The organism is Brakhagea baltica (assembly GCF_052161605.1).
Taxonomy (GTDB): domain Bacteria; phylum Planctomycetota; class Planctomycetia; order Pirellulales; family Pirellulaceae; genus JBKCUI01.
The window spans coordinates 6,006,605-6,030,173 of the sequence record NZ_CP197409.1 but is presented as its reverse complement, the minus strand read 5'-3'; the positions used below and the strand labels follow the sequence as shown (position 1 = coordinate 6,030,173).

Below are 23,569 nucleotides of genomic sequence, written 5' to 3'. Positions count from 1 at the left end.
TCGAAGACGAACCAAGCATTGGACCGAAGGGCTCGATCATTCGGCCCTGACTTGTGTTGAGTTCACCCCTTGCCCATCGGTCAATGCAGCCGTTCGTCGAAACCAGTACCCAAGACCAAAGCGATGAATACTTCTTGGCTCTTCAGACCGCAAATCGAAACATCGATAAGCGAGTCCGATCGCTGGTACGTACAATTGGATGGCCGCCCGGTTGCCATCATTGCAAATCCGACCGACGCTGAAATGTTCTGGTTTACATGGGATGTGGTGCCAATGGGTGAGATACCAATACCACCAGACTTGTGGGACTACTCAACTGATTCCCGCCGCTCATTCCGCCACTTTGAAACTAACGAACTCGATTCTGGAGCGTTCCCTGGAGGCAAAGGCATGCTAGAATCTGGTAGAGTTCTGATACGTGGTCCACTGCGAAACCGAGGGCGACTACTCGACGAACAATATCGTGCACCGAAGTCGCGGATTCGGCGTTTGCTTCAATGGATCGTTTCCTAGCCGCGACTCGGTGACGATGGTCGTTGAACTGGCCTTCGGGGGAAGACAAATGGCCATCACACTTCAACAGTTATTTCTTGAGCATGGGCTGTCGTTCATGCGACGGCACCATTTGGTCCACGACATGGTTCACGCTATCTTCCAGATTGCCAGTTGTCGCACCGCTGCGCTAGGCGGACACACCAATCGTTGCCCAGATTGTGGCCATACCCAAATCGCTTACAACTCCTGTATGCATCGCTGTTGCCCGCAATGCGCTTGGCTTCCCAGGGAGCGTTGGTTGAGAGGATGGAAGGAACGACTTCTACCGGTTCCCCATCATCATGTCGTTTTTACCGTTTCTCATCTTCTGAACGATCTCTGGCGATTCAATAAAAAGACCTTTGCCAAGGTGCTATTCCAAGCTGTTTCAGAAACATTAATCGAACTGTTGGCGGATCCGCAATACCTGGGAGCTCGGCCCGGCTTGCTTACCGCCTTGCATACTTGGAACCAAAAGCTATTGCCTCATGTCCACATGCATGTCTTGGTCACCGCAGGTGGACTTAATAATGAACAACAATGGGTTACCACCAAGAAGTCGTGCTTGCTACCTCGTAAAGTCTTGATGCTCAAATTCCGAGGCAAGTTTCTTTATATGCTTAAGAAAGCTTATCATGACAAAGTGATCCAGCTTCCCCACCAATGGAGTGAGCAAGACTTCGAATCCGCAATACGAAAGAGTCGTTCACAAGATTGGAATGTCAAGATTCACGATTCTTATGACCACGCTGCTGGTGTCGCCACCTATTTAGCTAGGTACATCAAAGGAGGCCCGATGGGCAAGAGCCGGTTGATCGATCTGGTTGATGGCAAGGTAAGGTATCGCTACCGAATAAGCACACTGGAAGGGGGTGATGGCAAGAAGCAGGGGATCGATGAGTTGCCACTGGACACCTTTTTACTCCGCTGGTTAGAACATGTGCCCCCACGACGCTTTCAAACGGTCCGAGGCTATGGGCTTTACGGAGGCAACCAACATTCTCAAAACCATGAGGCGAGGCTTAGCTTGGGGCTTTCGCTGCTGGAAGGGGCAGACCAAAGGAAGCTCCGTTGCGAGGAGTTACTGGACCAAGCTGGCTACAAATCATTGCGACTGTGCCCGAAGTGCGGGGGCGAGCTATACGAGGATGAAACGATCCCGGGTTGCCGTAGTCCACCCCAGTGGCTGGAAGACAATCGGCATGCCCCACGTCCATTGAGAGAGCATCATGAAGCTGCTTAACGAGGAACGAGACAAGGGAACAAGAAAACGAACCGTCGAAATGGCGTTGGGAGAAGGTACGCTCCGAGGGAATGGTAGTCGGGTAGAAAAGACGGCAAGCGGAGCGAGAAAGAATTGCGGCCGGGCAGTTCGCGTGATAAAACTCTAAAGGGACTTGAAAAGGGAGACAGCGACCTAGATGGCGAGAACGCTGACCCTCAGGCCCGTTCAACATGGCGTTGAACCCACTTGCTAGCACGAGCCACGGCATCCCTGTGCACGCAGGTGCAAGTGGGTTAACTTTATCGTTAGCCGAAAGAGAAGTAAACCTATGTCCGCAATCGCGTTCCTAACCTCCGGCGGAATGGCACAGACCGGCGGCGATCTAGCAGATGCCGACCAACAAATCGCGAATGCTATCGTCAAGAGCTTCGGCGAAAAAGTTCGAAGCTATGGGCTACGTCTGCAAGTTCCGGCATCATTGCTTGGTGTTCAGCAATCTAACTTTCTATTCGTTGGAAAAGACGTCGCAAATTTCCACTTTGTGTTTGCCAACGGCTCAGGCGGTACGTCCTTAAACTATCGTGATCTTACGAAACACGGACGACTAGATCTGCAGAGCATCGTCCATCAGGTTCGTCTTGAGGTCGGTGACGTAACTTGGGGGTTCTCGACTCCGGCTCATGCAAAGGCTGATAGCTTAGACGCCTACATTCAATCTCTCGTGGAACAGTACGTAAACACAACGTTGGAAACGCAACGGAAGCCAAATCAAAAGATCTCCGAAGAGGCTGTGTCGAATCCAGAAATTGCAACAGGCCTTGAGAAGTTCCGGTCAGACTATCCTGTGGGCTCAAAAACTGCATTCATCATAATGCAGTTTGGCAGCACTAAGCCACACGCGGCCGTCGTCGACTGTATCAAGAAAACATTGCATTCACACGGCATTACGGCTTTACGTGCAGACGACAAAGAGTACATGGACGATCTTTTCCCAAACATCAAGACGTACATGCACGCTTGTGATTTCGGTGTCGCTGTTTTCGATCGTATCACAGAAGATGACTTCAATCCGAACGTTTCGCTTGAAGTAGGCTACATGCTTGGTATGGGAAAAAATGTTTTGCTGTTGAAAGACAAAACGCTTAAACAATTGCAGACTGATTTGACCGGCAAATTGTACAAACCCTTCGATACCACAGATATCGAGAACACGATGCCGACTCAGATTGAGAAGTGGTTAACTGATCGTGGACTCGTATAATCGGCTAACAAAGCCATGCACGCCGAGCACGCGATCGGCCTTTTTTGACATGGTGGGTTTCCTCGCGCGTGCCGGGTGATGGCCGCCGTTCGTCGGATTAAGCACATCGTCGGTGGATGGAATGACAATCTCATCACGTACGCCTGAAGGCCAGCCCACATCATGCCCGCTTTGTCTGGCAAATGTGATTGTCGAGCATTCCGTTTTCATCGGCGATGCGACGTGTCCTCATTGCGGTCAACTACTTTGGTTCATCCAAGCTGCGGACACAGTACACCTATTCAATGCCCAGAAGTCGCGAGAACGTAGAGACCGAATACTCGAGATCGTTGCAAGTCAACTTGGCGTTGACCGCGATAAGATCGCCAACAATCCCGCTTTGTTCGATGCGATTGGCGTTGATTCGCTCGATGTCGTTGAACTTGTCATGGAACTTGAAGAAGAGTTTGACCTGCCGTGAACCGGCGCAAAGTTGATTCCAGCAGACTGTCGCGACAAAGGTCTTTTTGATACGATTTAGGCTCAGTTCAAGCTTCAAATCCGACGAACCATCGCATGCACGGGAGTGGCGGTGGCCAGCGTTTCTTAAAATCAAAGTCAACTCCCGCCACCCCGTGATGCGGGTCGTTCTGTCTTAAACCATCTAGGCAAGGTATCCGAATGAAAAAAGCTTCCATAGCGATGGTGCTGACATTTGTGGCGGGATGTCTTGTGACTTCCGCGACATTTTCTGGTTGCAGTGAACCAGCTAATCGCACACTTACGATACATCAACTTCAAAGCACTGATACATACAATGGAGAATTCCTTGTCGACACAAGCGAGCTTCCGGAGGACGCAATTGAATCAAAAAGCGACGACAAAATTTCGGGAAAATCTGGGAAACCGTCCACGCAAATAAATTTGACTGCAAAATACGAAATCCAGGTCGTCCTGAGGTTAGTCGAAAAGGCAGGTTCACGATAGAATCCAGCCCCCTATCGGAAGTTCAAGGCAATACTGACATCGAAAGACAAGACAGAACAATCACGTGCACCGAAATCGCGGACGGTGCGTTTTTTTAATCGAACGTTTCCTTGCCGCGACTCGGTGACGTGTGGCGTTGAACTAAATGGCTTTGCTCTCTTCAATACCACCATCGGATTCAAGCTCTTATATCCGATGATAGCTTCGGTGCAGTAGACTGTTCCTCGCCTTCTGCTTGCGTGCTCGGAAGAACGGATGACTGCGTCGCTTTCTTGCTTGCAAGCAGACAAAGCCTTTTCTTTTCCCTCCTCTCATTCATCCCACAACCGGCCACGCTATGCCTTACCCCATCCGCAAACTCACCCAACACCACTTCCGGTTGTAACGATTACCAAACACAAATACTTTTCAACCAGTAACGAAGATTCTGATTAAATCACTTGCGCTATCTGTAACGCTAATCATCCTGATTTGTAGAGCCAGCTCTTTCGTTCTAGCTGGCCATTTTCACTTTCTGTTTCAGGATTAAGAACCGAGTTATGACTCCCTATCACAAACGTGTCACGGCCTTTACCAAACCCATGGCCGAAGACATGCAACTACGCAATCTCTCACCCCGAACCATCGATGCCTACACCTATCACGTCGATCGATTCGCCCTGCGGTTCGGAAAACACCCCGAAGAATTAGGACCTGACGAGATCCGAGAGTTCCAACTCTGGATGATCAATGAATTGAAATCCTCTTGGATCCAATTCAATCAAGCCGTCTGTGCCCTGCGATTCTTCTACACCGTGACTGCGAAGCGAGATTGGGTCGTCAAACAAATCCCTTACGGACAACGTCCCAAAAAGCTACCAGTTGTCCTCTCTGGGGACGAAGTCTCAAGAATCATCGCATGTATCACCAATATCAAGCACCGTACGGTCCTGCTGACACTCTATTCTGCTGGGCTGAGAATCGCCGAGGGGCTCCAATTGAAGGTGTCGGATATAGACTCCCAGCGAATGATGCTCAAAGTCACGCAGGGCAAGGGAGCCAAGGATCGATATGTGCCCATCTCGCCACGATTACTGACAGCCTTGCGACTCTACTGGAAGGAATGTCGCCCGTCCGATTACCTCTTCCCGGGCAGGACCGACGATACACCTCTCAACAAAGCAGTGGTTCAGAAAGCTTGCTCGCTGGCAACAGCCCAAGCCAAGATCAACAAACACGTCACACCCCACACGATGAGGCATTCCTATGCGACCGGGTTACTCGAAGCGGGTGTCGATCTCATGGCCATCAGCAAGCTACTGGGGCACAGCAGCTTCTTAACCACGATGGTCTACTTACACTGTCGTCGCCAACACTTCGAAAACTCCCCCAGCCCGATCGATTGGCTTCCGGTTCGGCAGTGTCCGAAGTGGATCGATCCCACGTTCCGAAGCGATGCTCCCCCCGAAACCAGTACCAGAACGTAAGGAAAGCGTACAACGAGTCCGATTGGCCCGATCCCGCTCCGTCGGTCCATAGCCTGATCCTCAAGCATACCGATCGCACGCTATGCAAACATGGGCGAGGGATTCCGCAGCATGTGGAGAACACGCTTCTCCATATGCACTATTGCCGAACTCCCGTGCTCGGTACCAGGCAGTATCGCTGCGTTCCGTGCAACTATGAGAAGACAGTCTACAACTCGTGTGGCGACCGAAACTGCCCCAACTGTTCGGGAGCCAAGCGACGAGATTGGCTCGATAAGACCCGGGAGCTTGTCGCTCCCGGAGTCACCTACTTCCAAGTCATCTTTACGCTTCCTGAGGAATTATCTTCGCTAGCACTTGGCAATCGCAAGGAGATGTACGATCTCTTATTCCAAGTCGCTTGGCGATGCCTAAGCCGCAAGATCGAGAAGGAGCTAGGGATCCGGAGTGCCGGGCAAGCCGTCTTGCACACGTGGAATCAAAGACTAGGGCATCATCCGCACGTGCACTTAGCTGTACCCGGCAACGGCCCCAGCTTAGACGGCACGCGATGGGTGGCTTGCAAGATGACCAAAGAAGGCCACCCCTTCTTGGTCGACAATAAAGAACTCAGTGCTGAGTTCCGAAAGGAGTTCCTTAGCGAACTCCAGATCTTAATCAGCAAGAACAAAATCCGGATTGAAGAGCCAGGTTATATCGCAGAAGTCTTAAACGATTTGGCTGAGCGGAACTGGAATGTCTTTATAGAACGTCCTCCGAAACCGGACATGCCAGCCGAGCGGATGTTCAAGTACTTGGCTCGCTACATGACCGGAGGTCCCATCTCGGATCTCAGGATCTTGGGAGAAAAGGATGGTCGCATCTGGTTCTTAGCCCGTAGCCTTAGGAAAGGAGAAGGCCAAATCGCAACATCGCTGGAGAGCGTCGAGTTCGTCAGGAGTTGGTGCATGCATGTACTTCCCAAGGAGTACACCAAGGTCAGGACCTATGGAGCGTGGAGTTGCTCGAAACGGACCAAGTACCGGCAAGACTGTGAGCGATTGCATCCTGCGACCGTCGAGGAGTCGGAATCGACAAGAGTAAAGACGGAATTGGAAAAACCAAAAACCAAGACCGCCCCGAATTGCCCGCACTGCGGGCAGTGCATGGAGGTGCTTCGGTGCGATGATCGCCCGAGCTGGAGAGAGGTCATTCTAAAGAATGATCACCCTGGTTGGTACAAGCCAACGGATGTCGAGTGCGAATTCCCACCAGAACCGAAACCGTCTTGGGAGCATGCTTACGGATCGCAGACTAAGAAAGCGAGCGAAGAGCCCGACCTCTTCGACGAGATCATTGCCATGCGAGAGAGCTTAGCCGAGTTGAATACGGCCTGACAGGCTCAAAGCATAGCAGACACAAACAACAAGACTATTACAACAGCCGTTTAACGAGCAAGCCGCTCGAGCACGTCCAGACCTAGGAAACACGCACAAAACCAGCAGTACGAAGACCCATCGCATGGCCCGCCCTCTCAATGCAAGCGGGTTTAGCGAGCGATAGAGCAGGTTACTTAGGAGTCTACACAGAGCTCAGGAGGAGCGAAAAGGAAAAGAATCCGCAGTTAGGTTGCAAACCGAGTCCGGTCAAGCGATAATCTTTCGGGATGCGGAGCAAAGCCATACAGTTCAACGCACAATCTATCCCACCGCTCCGTTACACTCCGGTAGGGATAGATTGCATTTCGTTTTCGTCTTAGCAGATTCGGCTACCATGAAGCAAATCAGTATCCGAGGATTGCTTGGACTAACGACGATAGTGGCTTTCGTAATTTGGTGCTGGCTCTCATCTGTCCGGCAGTACTCCATCGAGTCTGATTTGGAAGTGATTCAATACACCGACCACAACTCAAAGGAGGGCCAAAAAAGCTGGCTTCATACCGCAATTGCTAGATTTAGATCCACGGGTGAGGTGTGTTGTGTGTTTGTTGAAGAGGTGCCAATAGTAAAGAATGGCAAACATAGATTGCCTGTTGGTGTTGAATTGGTGTATATGCCCGGTAGAATGCGATTGCGTCTCGACGGCGAGCAAGTTGACTTGAGTCGCGGAGTCGTTTTCGTGCATTGCCGAAACATTGGCGGACGGGAGGCGTCCAAACGCTATTCGTTAAACTCCACTGCATGGTTCTCAACTGATCGCGTGCGTCCCGTTACAAACCTTGATGAACTCTTTGATAACTGCCTAAATGAATAGACAAAGACGAACAAAGCCATGCACGCCAAGCCCTCGATCGGCAGTTTTGACTCGCGTTGAGTAATTCGCTCGGGCTGGGTGATGGCGGCCGTTATCCGACTGAAGCCAATGTGGAACCCAATTTCACTTCAAGATTTAAATGCGTTGATCATCGAGTCGGTCAGCGAGTTTGATGCAGTACAAACTCGACTGTGGCACGCTATAAAGATTGCGCCTGCCAAATGGGAACTTCACCCTTGGGGCGACGAAGGCGGCGGATTTTGGGCTGTCGGTTTGATTGGGCGTAATGTGATTTGGTACAACGACATTGAAGACGGGTTCAACATCAGCTCGTTTTCCACCTATGGAACAATCGACGCTTACTACTGCAATCAGGGCTCGCTTCAACCGGTGGTTTACGATTTGATACAGTGGCTAATGGCGGGCGACATACCGAGTGCTCGCCTTGGCCCGCCGGTGCCAATTTCCGATCCGTGATTTTCATCGCGGCGGATAACCAAGCCGTGCACACGGAGGACGGCATCGGGTCTTTACAACTGGAAAATCAAATCGCCGTCCCCGGTGACGGCTGCCGTCTATGAAGTCCAAGGTTTGCAAGTGACGGTCGCCACTGTTTTTTATTATTTTTCGAGGCTACATCATTTTGGTCGCTGAACTAGGTGCCTTCGGCGTAACCGCTTGTTAGTCGCTCACCCCGGCGAAGTGAGTCTTCGAACGGAGCGCATGGCGAATGACAAGCGGTGGAGACGTAGGCACCGGTGCTAGGTCGATCATGGGATCAGCAGGAGGTCAGCTCTGATTTTCAGCATACGTTCATGATTCAAGGATGGTTGATTAGGCGACTATTCGAGGTGCGAATCGTTAGTCGATGTCTGGGCATCAGACGGCGATACTGGTTGGCAGCCATACGGGCCAGTTTCGAAGCATCGTCTTTGTCGGTCTTGCGTTTTACATTGCTCCCCGCGTTAGCTGAAGGTCCCCGCGTTAGCCGAAGGAAAACCCGCCATGCATCTTCGTTGGTAGAGCAAACGAGGGTTTTGAGACCGAGCGATTGTGCGAGATCGTTGATCCAGCCGGAGGGGCCGCACGCTTCCATGACGACGAGGTCGATCTTGTGCTTCTTGAAGACGGTCTCAAGGTAGTTTCGATCGGTGGTAGCGTTCAGGAATTCATGCTTTCTGGTTTTTGAATCGAAAAAGCAGCACATTGTGTTGCCCGTGCCTAATTTATTTGACAGGTCCGAGGTCGAGTGCGAGAATCTTCATGGTATTGAATCCACGGTTAGTGGTGGGTGGTAATGATTGTGACAGTTGTCGTTCACGCGACACGAGATCACGGGTTTGAGTCGCCAGTTTTACACGAATGGCTCCCACCCGCTACACCTTGGACTTACATGGATTCTTTAGCTCAGAAGTAACGCGACGGGCGTCATGGCTCTGGAATGCCTCCCGCTTGCCGGGCGGATTGTTACGTTTCTCGCTATATAACCGCTCAGCCCCCGCCCCCCCCCACTTTGCTCGGCGGCTTTGCCGCCGAGCAAAGTGGGGGTATTGCAGGTGGTGCCAGCGTATTAGCGAGAAACATGAAACTCCACTGGTCAAGCCAGTGGTATCAAAAATCGGTCGCTTGCACTCCTGTCCCTGCTGAATGTTGACATCGCCTGTGCTACGATAGTGCGATGTCAGTGACGGTCTCTGACTGAGAATAACACGTCAGCAGTGCAGATGACGGCGCTCGATCCTCCGGGCAATTACGCATGCCCCGGTAACCTGCGGATGCATTAAGCATTTCGATTCCGGGGGCTTGGGCGATCCACGATTCCCGCTCGACGCGAAAGATCATTTTACATTATCCGACTAGACCAACCCATCATAGGTCACGACTCGCATCGAGTATTCTCGCTACATCAATTCCATTGCCGTTCGGGCGAAAGACCACGACATAACGACTAATTGTGAAAGACCTGCAACTAGGCACCCCAAAACCCTTGCCGGATTTCGCCCAACCCAGGATTCTCGGCGAGCATCTGGCACGTCTCCTCAATTCTACCGAGCATCTTGATCGCCGCCATGACGTTTCGATGTGCGATGTAATCAATGATTCCCGTTACGTCTGACTCTGTCTTGTTGGATAGAATGTAGGTCGGCATCGTTACGACTCGGTTCGCTCTTGAAGCCGAGCTCGTAATTTTGCGAACGCTTCGGGGCCGCTTACGCAGTGCCCTTCGTCAATCTGCTCGACCCCCCTTTGGACTTCATCGGCCAAGGACTCCCGGGCCTGCAACAAACGGAGGCTCTCTGCCAACACTTCCCTTTCGGAAAGAAAACGTCGCCTAGCGACTAGCGATGCGACGAACGACTCGAATTCTTGCGGAATATCTATGGTCGTGGTATTCTCCTTTACGGCTAGGTTGTACTCGATGTTCGACGGCTGCACACCGCCTGCTTTGGGCCGCAGAATCGCACAAACACCCCCGGATAATATAAAAGGCTTAGAAGTTGCGTCGTATAGTCGGGGGAGGGCCTGCGTCGAGCCTTAGGTTTCTCTTCGCTTCTTTGCGGGCCAGAAGATTGCCAACATTTAAGCTCGTGTTCATGAAGCCCCCGCGGCAGGATCGGTGCATTGCTCTCTTCCATTCGGTTTCGAGCGAATGAACCTAAGGCTTCAGACGGGGACGAGCCCGTCCGGGAGCCCGTGGCTTCGCATGTCAGCGATCTAGCCAAACGAACCGTACGCTCCGGTCGGGCAAGCCGACGGGGGGCGAGGCCAAAAAAGGAAACACGATATGAAAAAAATTAGCTGCTGCCTGATTGTTCTTTGCCTTCTCGCTGCTTGTAATGTCGCTCTAGCTCAAGAAGCACCACGCCCGACTATTACCGAGCCGGAGCTGCGTAAAGAGTTGCTCCAAAGAGCCGAACAAGATCAAGCGATAAGACAAGAGTTAATCAAGGCGGGAATGGAGAGCCTCGATCAAAATATTCTCGCAAAGATGCAAGCAACGGATAAGGCCAATACAGAGCGAATGAAGACAATCATTGCAAAGCACGGATGGCCAACCTCCGGACTTGTTGGCGACGATGGTGTGCAAGCTGCTTTTCTGCTATTGCAACATGCAGATCACGAATTCCAAAAAGCAGTCCTACCGAAAGTGGAAATTGCGTTTAAAGAGAACAAAATCCCAGGGCAGAACTACGCACTTCTTCTTGATCGAGTACGTGTAGGTGACGGCAAACCGCAGGTTTACGGCACGCAAGCTAAAGATATTGCGGAATGGAAAGGGCGTGAGCCAGTGTTTGAGCCCATCGAGGACGAAGGCAACGTGGATAAACGTCGCGAACAAGTCGGGTTACCCCCACTTTCGGTCTACAGAAAGTTGCTAAAGGACGTCTACTTTCCCGAAGCCAAGTGATTGGGCATACCGACTGTGACTGGAGTGTCAAAATCAGATCAAGGTCTAAGTGTATCCCTCGCCGCTCGCGTCCAGCAATTCTGCTGGCTGGACGCGAAGGAATATCACTGCGAGGTAAGAGCGGCGAATTACTTATCGTCTGTCTTCGTTCCCTCGGTCTTCGTCTCTTCCGACTTTACCTCTTCGGTCTTTACTTCTTCCGTCTTCGGTGGCTCAGCCGTTTCGGTCGTCGCTGACTTTTCTTCCGTAGCAGCAGAAGCTTCTGCGCCACTTGCCCCGGCACCACGAGTTCCGCGAGCACGTCGTGGGCGCTCTGCTACCTCTTCCTCGTCATCCTGGACCGCAGGTGGTCGTGGTAGCAAAGTCTCTGCATCTGCTAAGCTGTAAGCCACGATTGCCGAGACGGTCGAGTTCTTAGTGAGATACTCTGGAATGGCTTGGTCCAAGCGATCGTATTGCGTGTGCCATGCGTAGTTGTACTTAGCAACACCCGTCTTGCCCCAGAAGAAACCCGGTACGCCCACGGCATTGAACGAGCTATGGTCGCTCGCTCCACCACGTGGCATGCGTGGCAGTACAATCAAACGAAGAGGCGAATCTGGGAACGCGTAGTTCATCGGTTCAATCGCCTTCTTAAGCATGTCCGCCATCACAGGCACGCCGGTCAAAGACGCTTGTTGATTGGTTCCGCTGTCGTCAACGAATACCGCCGATATCTTGGCTCGTTCTTCTTCCGAGAGCTGCGCAACGTAAGCACGTGAACCGAGCAAACCTTGCTCTTCGCCTGCCCACAATATGAATCGAATCGTTCGCTTCGGCTTGGCACCAGCGGCCATCAAAATGCGAGCGGCTTCGATCGTAACCGAAGAACCAGTACCATTGTCGACGGTTCCCTGCGATCCAGGACCATCCCAGCTATCGAGGTGCGCAGAAATGATGACCACTTCGTCCGGAAGCTCAGTACCGGGTATCTCCGCTATTGTGTTGTAAAGAGGAAATGGTCCTTCGATAAACTCGTGCTTGAGATCGAACTCAACGATCACTTTTTCATTGTCTGCCAACCGACTGTTGATAGCATCGTAGTCGGATCGACGTACGGTAACCGTAACGGTTGGCGACAACGAATCCATCTTGAGTTTTGTGATTCCAGGCACGCCGCCGGTCGTCACCGTCTCACCTCGAGCTGCGGTGATGAAGCCCGCAATTCCGGCGTTCTCCAGGCGTTCCACCACGTTAGATGGTCTCGCATTGGCTGGCCTAAGCACCCATGCTCCTTCGAGCTTATCTGCGATCTCCTGCAACTCTTCTGGAGATTGAGGCTCGCGAATGACTGGGCCGCGTCGTGGACCATCGGTTCCCGCCGACCATGCTCGCGCCGTAAACTCGATGTCTCGCGTGAACGGTTGAATGACTTTGCCTGAACACGGACCTCGGTCAAAGCGAATGGGAATCTCACCCCACTGCCGCACCTCTACATTTTGCAAGCCAAAAGAACGAAACTGGTCAGCAGTCCAGAAGTGAGCTTTCTCCAGCCGACTGGATCCGGTTAGTCTAGGACCGATTTGCTCGCACAAGTACGCTAGGTGCGTCATGGTCTGATTGCGATTCTTGCCCTCGTCGATGATACGGAGCATTGTTCTAAAATGGTCGTCTGCCGCACTCGTCGTTGAGCTGGCAGCAGGTGTTTCCTCTTGGGCAAATGCAATGCCATTGGTCAAGGGAACGACGGGGCCCAACAATGCGGCGAGCACAGCTTTCCGCCAAAAAGTGCGAGGCCGCTTACCCGAAAACAGAGTGCTTTGGCTCAAAAGCCTCTTCAAGCGATTTTGCTCAACCATAGACTAACTTTCTTGATGCAAATAGAACGACGGACCCCTCTGGCCGTATGCTAGCGGTTCCTCGCGCGTTGAGCAACAAAAATTGAAGAATTGAAGGGGGATTCGCCAGAAGTGCGATTTGGGCATGTTAACCGAGACGCAAAATCAATTACAATGGGATTGCCGGTAAGGGGGACACGACTCCCGCTCGGTCCTGCCTAAGCCGCCACCAGATCGCCTACGTTCTGTCCCTCCTTTCGTTCCACAACGGGTTCACTCCATGCGGATGATCGTTTCGTCTCTCACAAGCTCAGCGTCGATGCAAACGGGATTTTCTATCGATGGTCGCAGATGTTGCGTTGCACAAAACTCGACCTGGACAAGCTGCTCCCTTTTGTGGCTTGCCATGGCAGCACTGTTCACCAGCTCCCATGCCGCTTCTGTTCACGCGTTCCAACCTCAGCAAGATTTTAACGAGGCGGCAGTAGCAACCGGGAATGCTGCCGACAAATCCGCAGACCGCGTCGAGTTCAACCGCGATATCCGACCGATCTTGTCGGACAATTGCATCTTCTGCCACGGACCGGACAACAACAAACGAGAAGCCGACTTGCGACTCGACACCCAAGCAGGTCTGATCGGAGAAACAGATCTTCCCGGTGTTGTAAAACCAGGTCGCCCCGACGAGAGCGAGCTATTCCGACGTATCATCACGACCGAAGAGTACGAGCGAATGCCCCCGGCCGCGAGCCACAAGTCGCTCACCGCCGAACAAGTCGCCTTGATCCGGCGTTGGATCGAGCAAGGTGCCGTGTACGAATCGCACTGGGCCTTTCTGCCTCTTCGAAGAAACGAATCACAATCCGACGCAAGCTCGTCAACGAACCAGGTATCGATTGACTCTCGCATTAATCGCGTTTTGCAAGCTCGAGGTATCAAGCCATCCCCAAAGGCCGATCCGTTTACTCTCATGCGAAGAATTCACTTCGACACGATCGGGCTTCCGCCTCGCGATGGGGATCTCGATCAAGGGGTCGTGGGAGACTACATCCGTGATCCGTCGGATGCCCATTACGAGAGTGTCGTTGACCGCCTCCTGAATTCACCTCACTTCGGAGAGCGAATGGCCATATGGTGGCTCGATTTAGTGCGCTACGCGGACACCGTCGGGTACCATGGCGACCAAGACATGAGCATGTCCCCTTACCGCGACTATGTGATTCGTTCGTTCAACGAAAATAAACCGTTCGACCAATTCACCAGAGAGCAAATCGCGGGCGATCTCGTTCCCGAGCCCAGCTTGACCGACCAAATCGCGTCCGGCTACAACCGGCTCGGCATGATGAGTGCCGAAGGTGGCGTTCAGCCCAAAGAGTACCTGTCCAAATACATCGCCGAACGAGTGCGCAATGTTTCGGGAACTTGGATGGCCATGACGATGGGGTGCTCTGAGTGCCACGATCATAAATTCGATCCCCTCTCAGCCAAAGAGTTTTACCAGATGGAGGCCTTCTTCGCCGACATCGACGAGGTGGGACTTTACCCAGGTAATCATGACACCGGCATTTGGGGACCGCATGTTTCCGTCCCCACTCCCGAACAGTCAAGTGAACTCGCACAGCTTCAGGCCGGTATCGAAGCCATTAAAAAGAAACTCAGCACCTCGACCGATGAGCTAATGCAAGCCCAACAGTCGTGGGAGCAATCGCAGACTCATTGGTTCCCGTTGGAGATTCAATCGATCCGGTCCAAGAACGGTGCCGAGCTCAAGACATTGGACGACGGTTCGATTTTGGCGAGCGGCGACAATCCAGACACCGACTCTTACATCGCGACAATTAAGATTCCTGCCTCAGGTCTGTCGGCAATTCGATTAGAAGTTCTTCCCGACGATTCTCTGCCCAACAAGGGACCTGGCCGAGCGGGAAACGGGAACTTTGTTCTCAGCGAGATCGTAGCGAGAACCCTTCGAGAGGGGAGTGATCCTATCGTTCACGACTTTGCGGCAGCTATCGCGTCCTACGAACAAACCGGTGCCGCTGGCGGCAATCCCTACGGCAAATGGGCGGTCGCCGCTGCCATCGACAAGGACGTCAAGGGGGCCAAATGGGGTTGGGCCATTATGGAACAAGCTGGAAAGCCCAATCAAGCAGTCTTTCAGTTTCAAAACCCTGTCTCGCAGCAATTCGATGCACCGAACAACGAATCATCCGAACAAGAGGACATCGTAAAAAGCGTCGCCGATGGCAGATTGCTCGAGATCGAATTAGCCCAGAATCTCGATAACCCGAAACATACACTGGGACGCTTTCGTCTTTCAGGAACAAGTCGCAGCACCGAGAGCGTTTCGGAGCTGATGACACCACCAGAAATCGCGTCGATCCTTCCTAAACCAGTCGACGATCGAACGGCCGATGAACGAGAACAAATTCGAAAACACTTCCTCGCGCTAACGCCGCTGCTCGCCACGGAGCGAGACGAGCTTGCAAAACTAACCAAGCAGAAGGAGCAGCTCGAAAGATCGATTCCGATCACGCTGGTCACGAAGCCGGTTAAACCGAGAACGGTGCGCGTTTTGGCGCGGGGTAACTGGATGGACGAAACTGGCGAAGAGGTCGAGCCTGGTTTTCCTGCGGCGATTTCTGTCCCCTCGTTTCAAAAGGTATCCGCAGGGGAGCGACTGACGCGACTCGATCTCGCCAATTGGATCACCTCCCCCGACAATCCACTCACCGCCCGGGTGACTGTGAATCGCCTATGGAAGTTGTTTTTTGGACAAGGGCTTTCAAGGAGCTTGGATGATTTCGGTGCACAAGGCGAACCGCCCTTGCATCCGGAACTGCTCGACTACCTCGCCGCACGATTTATCGAATCGGGTTGGAACGTAAAAGAATTGGTGAGAGAAATACTGCTGTCGGATGCCTATCAGCGTTCCTCGCTCCCTAGTGAAGAGGCGTGGCAAGCGGACCCGGACAACCGATGGTTGGCTAGACAGGGTCGTTTCCGACTCGAAGCGGAGCTCATTCGCGACAACGCTCTGGCCGTAAGTGGTCTTTTGGTCACCCGCATTGGTGGCAAGAGTGTGAAACCTTATCAGCCACCGGGGTATTGGTCCTATCTCAACTTTCCGCAACGCGAGTGGGAGAACAGCCGAGCAGACCAGCTTTATCGCCGAGGACTTTATACTCACTGGCAACGTCAGTACTTGCACCCAAGCCTTATGGCTTTTGATGCCCCATCGCGTGAGGAGTGCACGGCCGATCGTCCTCGATCCAACACACCACTGCAATCATTGGTGCTCCTGAACGATCCGACTTATGTCGAGGCCGCCAGAGTCTTCGCGACAGCCATCCTGGAAAAGGGAGGCGAGACCGATGAGCAGAAAATTTCGTTTGCTGTGGAGCGAGGACTCGCCCGAGCAGCAATTGCCGAGGAGATTGCCGTTCTGGCTTCATTGCTCGATCAAGCTAGAACAGAGTACAAGAACAGTCCTGAATCCGCGAGCAAGCTCTTACAAGTGGGGCAGTATCCTCTACCCGCTGGTAAGGACACGATCGAATTGGCCGCATGGACCAATGTCGCCCGCACCATTCTCAACCTACATGAAGTGATTACGAGGTACTAATGTTTCCCCTGCCAAACGCAATCGGTCGTCGAACCTTTGTAACACGTTCAGGACTAAGCCTTGGAGCGATGGCCGCAGCATCTTTGATTGGAAAGGATGCTCGCGCGATCCATGACGAAATCAAGAGCGAAACCAATCGTTGGACCGGAGTGATCCAACCCTTTCACGTACCGCCACGGGCCAAGCGAGTGATTTGGCTCTACATGGCGGGTGGCATGACCCATCTCGACACGTTTGATTACAAAGAGAAGTTGGCCGAAATGCATGGCAAGCCGATGCCCGAATCGGTAACCAAGGGGCAGCAGATCGCGCAGCTTCAAGGTGCAAAGCTCAACTGTTTCGGCCCGCAGCATCCCTTCAAGAAATGGGGGCAATCGGGACAAATGATCTCCGAGATTTGGCCTCATGTGGCGGAGAAGTGCGCGGACGATATCTGCATCGTTCGCTCTCTTCATACCGATGCCATCAATCACGATCCGGCTCATACGTTCATGAATACCGGCTCGATGATACCTGGGCGACCTGCGATGGGTTCCTGGCTGTTATACGGTCTAGGAAGCGAAGCTGAGAACTTGCCTGGCTTTGTCGTCATGGTATCAACTGGTAACTACGGTCAAAAGCAACCCATCGCTGCTCGTCAGTGGCACTCAGGCTTTATCCCCGGCCAGTTCCAAGGTGTGGAGTTTCGAAGCAAAGGGGATCCCGTTTCCTACGTCGGGCAGCCACAAGGGGTCTCGGAACACATGCAGCGAGGTGTCGTCGATACGGCACAAATTCTGAATCGGCTCGCCAACCAACGGCTTCAAGATCCTGAGATCACGACTCGGATCAACCAGTATGAACTGGCCTTCCGCATGCAGTCAAGCGTTCCGGAGTTGATGGATTTGCAAGGAGAGACTCAGGAGACTCTTGACATGTATGGATCGAAGCCTGGGGATGGCTCGTTCGGCTCGAATTGTTTATTTGCGCGACGATTGGCGGAACGTGGAGTGCGATTTATTCAGTTGTATCACCGAGATTGGGATCATCACGGTGAGGTAAAGTCGCACTCGGCTGGTTCTGCGAAAGAGGTCGATCAAGGAGTCGCGGCATTGCTAACGGATTTGAAGCAGCGAGACATGCTCAAGGATACGATTGTGATTTTCGGTTCCGAGTTTGGGCGAACACCGATGGCACAGGGGAACGGTCGCGACCATCACTTAGCTGGCTTTACAATGTGGTTTGCAGGGGGTGGATTCAAGCCAGGCTTTAGTTTCGGATCGACCGATGAGTTGGGCTATCATGCCGTAGAGGATCGGGTATCGGTGCACGACATTCACGCGACGATCCTTCATTTGATGGGAATCGATCACGAGCGGTTCACGTACAAGAGCCAGGGCTTAGACTGGAAGCTGACCGGCGTGGAACCTGCCAGAGTCGTACACGAGATTCTATCCTAATCGTTTACCTCCCACTGGCAACGCCCTGCGCTGCGACCTCCAGTGCAGCCTCGTTGTTTAACCGCGTGGGCATCGCCCCGCGCTGCGTTCTCCAGGGGCGGAAGAAGTTTGAAGTGAGAAGGGTGAAGTTTGAAAAAGTCGTTTAACCTCTATGAAAAACGGATAACGTCAAGTAGTCGTGAACGATTTTTTTCGCGGAAATGCTCAGTGTTGTTCCATTCGGTAATCCCCTTCCTCTATCCGAGCATCTCCCAGTTATGGGATAGCCCATTTGGCTGTTTTCGAAAGAGGGAAAGGCTGCCCCATCCGCAGACGAGCCCCATGTTGATTGTGGCCCAGGTTAAACTCGAGCTCACCTTTCCCCGAAGATCACTGAATGTCTTACTGAATTTTTCCTTGATTAAATCGTTACGCTTACTAACTTAAAAAACGCCTGGTGAAACGGAGTGTGGCTCTGCTGGGAAGCAACCTCACAAGGGATAATCAGGTCAGGGCGGGGGAATCTCGTCGAGCCTGAGGAGCTTTCTTCAGGCTCTTTTTCTTGGGTGACGGCTCGGATTTAGATGAGATTCTATCGACCCTGCCATCCCTTAAAAAATCCATGTTCGGAGTGAAGTCCGCTCTCCAAAGGTGAAACAACTTTCGCACCCAACGATTGGCCACAGCAGCCACGGCCACGTTGCGGTGTTTGCCCTGCGAGATCAGCGAGTAGGCCAGCTTTTGCCAGGACTCGTCATAGCGAATCAGACGGTGTGCTAACTCGATCAACAAGCAACGCAAGTCTGGATTACCGGCGCGGATTAAACCCGCATCGGCTTGCCTAGCACCACTGCTGGCATTGCGAGGTGTCACACCACAGAAACGGGCCAACTGCTTTCCTGTCAAGAAGCGGTCGACACGGCCAATCTCAGCCCTCAACGTCACAGCTGTGATTAGTCCAACCCCTTTGAGCTTAAGAAGCTCGACAATCACAGGATCGTCTTTGGTTTGTTCGGAGATTTGCGCCTCGGTCGCTCCGATGCGTTCGGTCAAGGAATTGAGCTCTATCAGGTGGTCTTTGAGCACCCATTTGTCCGAAGGACTCAGTGAGGCTCCTTGTTGTAGCCACGCCAACCAAGGCTTGCTCCAAGCCGTAACAGGCTCTGGACACTTAACGCGATTCTCGCGTAACAAGCCACGGATGCGTAGCTTGGTTTCAGTGCGTCGTTTGACTAATTGGCCACGGTGCCGCACCAGTCGGCGCAGTTCACGCAGATAGCTGGGAGCTAGCCAAACCTTGGGCAGGTAGTTGACGCGTGATAGATCGGCAAGCATTTGTGCATCACCGAAATCGGTTTTGTCAGGAGAGCGTTTCATGCGGTTAACGTAACCGGGATGGGCTAACTGAACGGGCAGGTTGTATTGCGTTACCAGCTCGTCGGCTAAGTTCGCAGCTCCGCAACACGCTTCCACACCAATGCGAAGAGGGGTACCGAACTGGGTAAGGGTACTAAAAATCAGAGGTGTAGAATTGGCGACCGAGCGGTTGAGAAGTTTCTTGCCATCCTGGTCCAGAACGCAGACTTGCACGGAATCTTGATGGTAATCTAACCCGGCGAACACAGGAATTTGCGGGAAATCTAGAATTTGCGACATGATGGAACTTTCAGGGATTTGGGATAGAATGGAAGCAACTTGCTGCACCACAAGGATTATGGGCTAACTGCTCGATTGTAATTCGAGGTGCAGCAAGTTGCTTTTTCATACCTATCCGCGTGGGCATCGCCCTGCGCTGCGGTCTCCAGGGGCGGCCCATGATAGCAACCCAGGGTTTAGTCACCTAAACCGCGCGATCATCTCTGGGTTAGAAAGCCTAACGCAGCCCGTTGGGCGTGCGGTTAAACGACGGAGCATGCGCTGACGCTTCGGCCCATGATAGCGACCCAAGGTAAAGTCACCTAAACCGCGCGATCATCTCCGGGTTAGAACGCCTAACGCAGCCCGTTGGGCGTGCGGTTAAACGACGGAGCATGCGCTGACGCTTCGGCCTATGATAGCGACCCAGGGTAAAGTCACCTAAACCGCGCGATCATCTCCGAGTTAGAACGCCCAGCGCAGCCCGTTGGGCGTGCGGTTAAACGACGGAGCATGCGTTTGATCCCCTTGCTTAGCGGGCTAGTGTTTTACTGGGGCAATACCTCGAAGGTCGCTGTGTAGGAGTATCTTGCGGTCGGCGAGCCCGATTGTCCGCTGCTACTTGCGTTGGCATTGAGCCAATATCTTCCTGCTTCGGGAAAACTCAGCTCGAAAACTCCTTCGGCATTTGTCGTCACCTTGACTTCGCCGGGCTCCGAACGATAGCGATCATCACCCTTAATCAGTACCACCTCGACATTGGCGGCTGGTTTACCATCGTTAAGGAGTACGAATGTAGCGGGTTCGCCAGCGAATAAATCGTTCGGGTGGGTCTTAGCAACCGATAACTCGAGGCCTTCGCCCGAAGGAGCAAGTGCCTCGAGCGATGGTTCTCCGCTGGTGACAAATGTTTCGACGCGAGACACCATCTTGCTCACTTGCAAGCTGGGCTTATCCTTCAATCCGGCGGCCTCGAATTCTTGTGCAGAACCCCGCCAACGCTTGGTCTCGCCGTTTTCTTCATAGGAGGCATTCATAGAGGCCCGAACCGTGCTGATGCGATAGGTACCAGACACTGGGAGTTGAATGTCAAAGGTCGTGCGATACTTCCCTTTCATGGCATTCTGAAGTGGAACCTCCTTGCCATCGGGCCCCGTCACTGTGAACATCTCGATAGCCGGAGCTGCGTGATCCGCAAAGAAAAGACTGTTGGAAATCGCGGCATCCACCGTGATCCAAGGTTTTTCGCCCGAAAGAACCGTAGTAGAGGGAACGATCCAAAAGCGGTGTGCGAGAGCGGGTTGCGAAAGACATGCGATTAGTGCTAACGTAAACAGATTGCGCATTTTCATTGTGCGATTCCTAATGGGTTGAGGGGACTATTTTGTTTGAGGGGGAGTGAGGACGAATTTGATTTCACCAAGTTCTGTTTTGCCAGAGCCAGTCACGGACACAGCTTTCTTGCCGTCCCACGTAAATGGGATGCGAACCAGTTCACGGCCACCGACTTCACGAGCCGCTTCGACGACCAAGCTGTACTGGCTGTTCTCCTTGGGGGGGAGTTTGATCTTCGAGAGAGGCAATTCCACGGTATGGTGACCAACTGGGCGCGTCGGGCTGCTGATCCCGTCAATCGGTAGCGTGGCACTGCGCCCACTTTTGCGCCACCATTGACGCAGATCCTTGAGCCACGTCTCTCCTTGACCGTTCTTCATTTCCAGGTCGTACCAAACCGTGAGGTCAGCGACATGTGCGTTGTCGGCGTCCTCTATCCAGCCAGCCACGTAGGGGCGGTGGTATTGGCCAACGTCCAAACGAGGCACCTCGATAGTCAGTTCGATATCCGCAGAACTAGCTTGTTGGTGCAGAGCTCCAGTCGCCAACAGCGGCACCATAATTGTGAGAGAGCGATTCAGATTCATAGGTGTAATGGATGAAGTGTTTCCGAGCGTTAATGAACGAAGAAAATAATGATCAACACGGGAACTAGGGCTCCGGCTAAAACGACCGGCCAGGTCGATGGTCGTCGCTTGGCATGTACCCAGAGTAAACCCAAGCCTGTCAGGCAAAAGACAACGCATGCGATCGAAAAAATGTCGATGAACCAAGCCCACTGGGCCCCGGTGTTGCGTCCTTTATGTAAATCATTCAGGTAAGCAACAACTCCCTGGCTTGTCGATTCGTAGTTAACCTCGCCCGTTGATCGATCAATCGTCAACCAAGCGTCACCCCCGGGCCGAGGCAGACTGATGTAGATTTCGCCAGCATCCCACTCAGCCGCTTTGTGCGAGACATGAACCGCGAGCTGGCTACGAATCCAATTCGCGACTTCCCGAGGAAGCGGTTTGCCCACTTGTGCTTGCGACGAGTCTTCAGCATTGTTGGAATCTACATAAGAGATTTTGTCATCGGAGAGTTTGCTAAGCAAATGCTCTGGCAAGGTGCAACTATTGGTTTGTACCTTTGCTTTGGACGAAAGGCTAGCGGCATGGTTCAGCGTGATACCAGTTACGGCAAAGAATAGCATGGCAAACAAGCAGATCGCGCTGCTGACCCAGTGCCACACCAGGAACTGTTTCGCCAAGAACGATTTGCGATTCGTTCTCTTGGCGTTCCCTGATGTGGCCGGAGCCTTGGTTAGCGAATCTGATTTTGGACTCGAAATGCTTGACATGTAAATCGCCGCAAGTTCTTTGAGAACTGACGCCGCCTAGGTGACTGATATTGTTGGTTAAAACTCGCCCAAGACCTGCCCGTCATCACGCAACATCAAATTGAGAAACGTGGCGGCATCAATACTGTCTGAAATCATACGAGCCGAACCATCGCAGAGGCTGATCATGATTCCACCGGTGTGGAAGCTGTAGGGTTGCGAGGAATTCGTATGATTCAGGAATCGATAGGTGCCGTTGTCGATCGTGGCTTCCCACGCCGAGGGACGCGTAGGATCGGTGGGATTCGTTGGTGGATTTGGTGAGCCGTTGGGGCCTAGGCCGCTATTGGTTGGCGAGGTAAGCCCCGCGAGGTTGTCCGCGCGGTAAGCTCGCATTTTGACTCCGTCTCCAGCTCCAGCCCACGCTAACTGAACAGCACCTGTCGCCATTCGTTTGCCAAGAACGAATCGCCCCGGGGATCCGGCGCACTCGTAATACAACATTGTGTTGCTGAAACCATCGGTGATCGCAGCCGCTGTTGCACCACGTCGACGAGGATCGGTGCTGCGAGAATCCGACGGGCTCATAGCGGTGTTAAAATTCATTTGCGGTTCGCCGGATTGATACCAAAGCGGATGTCCAACTGGGCGGATGGCAGGAATGCGAGGCGTGGTGTAGTCGGTCGACTGAACTTGAAAGGGACCGGCGGAATCGGTCAGCGTGAACTCTCGCTCTGATGGGGAGCTAGGGCATTGAAAAGTCGAGACACGAGCATTGAAACTAGCACGCAAGTCGGCTGGCCAACCAACGGTGAGCTGTCCATTGAACCCATGCGGCTGGGTCGGATGTCGAGCCGCCATGAACTGCTCGGCGAGGGTCGTTTGCTCAATGTAAGGGAGCGTTCGCCAGAGAGAGCCCGTTCGGGAATAGGGAAAGTGCTTGTTGACATGTTCAAACTGCATCATGGCAAGCGAAATCTGCTTGAGATTGTTCAAGCACTGGCTTCGGCGAGCCGCTTCTCGGGCCGCTTGAACGGCAGGCAGCAGCAGCCCAACGAGGATTCCAATGATAGCAATGACGACTAGCAGTTCGACCAGCGTAAATGCTCCGCGAACCGACGGAAATTTCCGCTTCATGTTCTATAGCTCCAGGGTTGAGATAGGGGAACCGAACGCGAATCACTATCGCGTTGGTACTAAGGAACCTGGCTGGCTACTTGGTCAGACGGGAGGGCAAATGCCCTGCACCGGAGATTTTGGCTGGCTTGGCAACTGAGAAATCCAACAAAAGCTTCAATTGGTGAGGAGTTCTGAAACAATCCCTAGAA

At 52.8% G+C, this 23,569-nt stretch carries 21 protein-coding genes; 12 read left to right on the top strand and 9 right to left on the bottom strand.

All coding sequences use genetic code 11. The annotated features are described in order from the left end of the window. Positions 1-123 precede the first annotated feature (123 nt). From SH449x_RS23590 to SH449x_RS23550, 9 genes are all read left to right on the top strand, one after another. A complete protein-coding gene (locus SH449x_RS23590) occupies positions 124-513 on the top strand; it encodes a hypothetical protein (protein WP_482378538.1) in 390 nt (129 codons plus the stop codon). A 49-nt stretch (positions 514-562) separates the two neighbouring features. Next, a complete protein-coding gene (locus tag SH449x_RS23585) occupies positions 563-1,777 on the top strand; it encodes an IS91 family transposase (RefSeq protein WP_482378537.1) in 1,215 nt (404 codons plus the stop codon). Further along, entirely contained in the window at positions 1,764-1,925 is a 162-nt protein-coding gene (locus SH449x_RS23580) for a hypothetical protein (protein ID WP_482378536.1), read from the top strand. Before SH449x_RS23585 ends, SH449x_RS23580 begins: the two co-directional genes overlap by 14 nt. Before the next feature lie 162 nt (positions 1,926-2,087). Further along, a complete protein-coding gene (locus SH449x_RS23575) occupies positions 2,088-3,020 on the top strand; it encodes a hypothetical protein (protein WP_482378535.1) in 933 nt (310 codons plus the stop codon). A 121-nt stretch (positions 3,021-3,141) separates the two neighbouring features. Beyond that, positions 3,142-3,480: a phosphopantetheine-binding protein gene (locus SH449x_RS23570; RefSeq protein ID WP_482378534.1), complete on the top strand. Its 339-nt coding sequence runs from the start codon at positions 3,142-3,144 to the stop codon at positions 3,478-3,480. A 1,045-nt stretch (positions 3,481-4,525) separates the two neighbouring features. Beyond that, a complete protein-coding gene (locus SH449x_RS23565; protein WP_482378533.1) occupies positions 4,526-5,452 on the top strand; it encodes a tyrosine-type recombinase/integrase in 927 nt (308 codons plus the stop codon). Further along, positions 5,395-6,828, top strand: coding sequence for an IS91 family transposase (locus SH449x_RS23560; protein ID WP_482378532.1), 1,434 nt, complete (start codon positions 5,395-5,397; stop codon positions 6,826-6,828). Before SH449x_RS23565 ends, SH449x_RS23560 begins: the two co-directional genes overlap by 58 nt. 376 nt (positions 6,829-7,204) lie before the next feature. Further along, the gene (locus SH449x_RS23555; protein ID WP_482378531.1) at positions 7,205-7,684 is read left to right on the top strand and encodes a hypothetical protein; all 480 of its coding nucleotides are present in this window, start codon (positions 7,205-7,207) and stop codon (positions 7,682-7,684) included. 108 nt (positions 7,685-7,792) lie between these two features. Then, positions 7,793-8,161, top strand: coding sequence for a hypothetical protein (locus SH449x_RS23550; RefSeq protein ID WP_482378530.1), 369 nt, complete (start codon positions 7,793-7,795; stop codon positions 8,159-8,161). Positions 8,162-8,504: 343 nt separating this feature from the next. Here SH449x_RS23550 and SH449x_RS23545 read toward each other — a convergent pair whose 3' ends face one another. The 3 genes from SH449x_RS23545 to SH449x_RS23535 all read right to left on the bottom strand — a co-directional run bounded on the left by SH449x_RS23545 (position 8,505) and on the right by SH449x_RS23535 (position 10,120). Next, positions 8,505-8,891 (bottom strand): hypothetical protein, encoded by a 387-nt coding sequence (locus SH449x_RS23545; RefSeq protein WP_482378529.1) that lies wholly within the window; start codon positions 8,889-8,891, stop codon positions 8,505-8,507. 762 nt (positions 8,892-9,653) lie between these two features. Then, positions 9,654-9,833 carry a type II toxin-antitoxin system RelE/ParE family toxin gene (locus tag SH449x_RS23540; protein WP_482378528.1) on the bottom strand — a complete coding sequence of 60 codons (180 nt, stop codon included), beginning with the start codon at positions 9,831-9,833 and terminating at the stop codon, positions 9,654-9,656. A 2-nt stretch (positions 9,834-9,835) separates the two neighbouring features. Further along, complete coding sequence (locus SH449x_RS23535) at positions 9,836-10,120, bottom strand: ribbon-helix-helix domain-containing protein (protein WP_482378527.1); 285 nt, start codon at positions 10,118-10,120, stop codon at positions 9,836-9,838. Between the two features lie 349 nt (positions 10,121-10,469). Here SH449x_RS23535 and SH449x_RS23530 point away from each other — a divergent pair, with 349 nt between their 5' ends. Beyond that, positions 10,470-11,093, top strand: a complete 624-nt coding sequence (locus SH449x_RS23530) for a DUF6624 domain-containing protein (protein ID WP_482378526.1) — start codon at positions 10,470-10,472, stop codon at positions 11,091-11,093. 128 nt (positions 11,094-11,221) lie between these two features. Here SH449x_RS23530 and SH449x_RS23525 read toward each other — a convergent pair whose 3' ends face one another. Continuing rightward, positions 11,222-12,931, bottom strand: coding sequence for a M28 family metallopeptidase (locus tag SH449x_RS23525; protein WP_482378525.1), 1,710 nt, complete (start codon positions 12,929-12,931; stop codon positions 11,222-11,224). Between the two features lie 385 nt (positions 12,932-13,316). On the opposite strand from SH449x_RS23525, the gene SH449x_RS23520 reads away from it, so the two are divergent. Both SH449x_RS23520 and SH449x_RS23515 read left to right on the top strand, forming a co-directional pair. Beyond that, positions 13,317-16,535 (top strand): PSD1 and planctomycete cytochrome C domain-containing protein, encoded by a 3,219-nt coding sequence (locus SH449x_RS23520; protein ID WP_482378524.1) that lies wholly within the window; start codon positions 13,317-13,319, stop codon positions 16,533-16,535. Beyond that, positions 16,535-17,974, top strand: a complete 1,440-nt coding sequence (locus tag SH449x_RS23515) for a DUF1501 domain-containing protein (protein WP_482378523.1) — start codon at positions 16,535-16,537, stop codon at positions 17,972-17,974. Before SH449x_RS23520 ends, SH449x_RS23515 begins: the two co-directional genes overlap by 1 nt. A 483-nt stretch (positions 17,975-18,457) precedes the next feature. Here the strand turns inward: SH449x_RS23515 and SH449x_RS23510 are convergent, their stop codons facing one another. The 5 genes from SH449x_RS23510 to SH449x_RS23490 all read right to left on the bottom strand — a co-directional run bounded on the left by SH449x_RS23510 (position 18,458) and on the right by SH449x_RS23490 (position 23,378). Further along, positions 18,458-19,609: an IS110 family RNA-guided transposase gene (locus tag SH449x_RS23510; protein ID WP_482378499.1), complete on the bottom strand. Its 1,152-nt coding sequence runs from the start codon at positions 19,607-19,609 to the stop codon at positions 18,458-18,460. A 527-nt stretch (positions 19,610-20,136) separates the two neighbouring features. Beyond that, complete coding sequence (locus SH449x_RS23505) at positions 20,137-20,940, bottom strand: DUF4198 domain-containing protein (RefSeq protein WP_482378522.1); 804 nt, start codon at positions 20,938-20,940, stop codon at positions 20,137-20,139. A gap of 27 nt (positions 20,941-20,967) precedes the next feature. Beyond that, on the bottom strand, positions 20,968-21,510 hold the full coding sequence (locus SH449x_RS23500) for a DUF2271 domain-containing protein (protein ID WP_482378521.1): 543 nt from the start codon (positions 21,508-21,510) through the stop codon (positions 20,968-20,970). 29 nt (positions 21,511-21,539) lie between these two features. Beyond that, positions 21,540-22,262: a PepSY-associated TM helix domain-containing protein gene (locus tag SH449x_RS23495; RefSeq protein WP_482378520.1), complete on the bottom strand. Its 723-nt coding sequence runs from the start codon at positions 22,260-22,262 to the stop codon at positions 21,540-21,542. Positions 22,263-22,319: 57 nt separating this feature from the next. Further along, positions 22,320-23,378 carry a DUF1559 family PulG-like putative transporter gene (locus tag SH449x_RS23490; protein WP_482378519.1) on the bottom strand — a complete coding sequence of 353 codons (1,059 nt, stop codon included), beginning with the start codon at positions 23,376-23,378 and terminating at the stop codon, positions 22,320-22,322. Positions 23,379-23,569 lie beyond the last annotated feature (191 nt).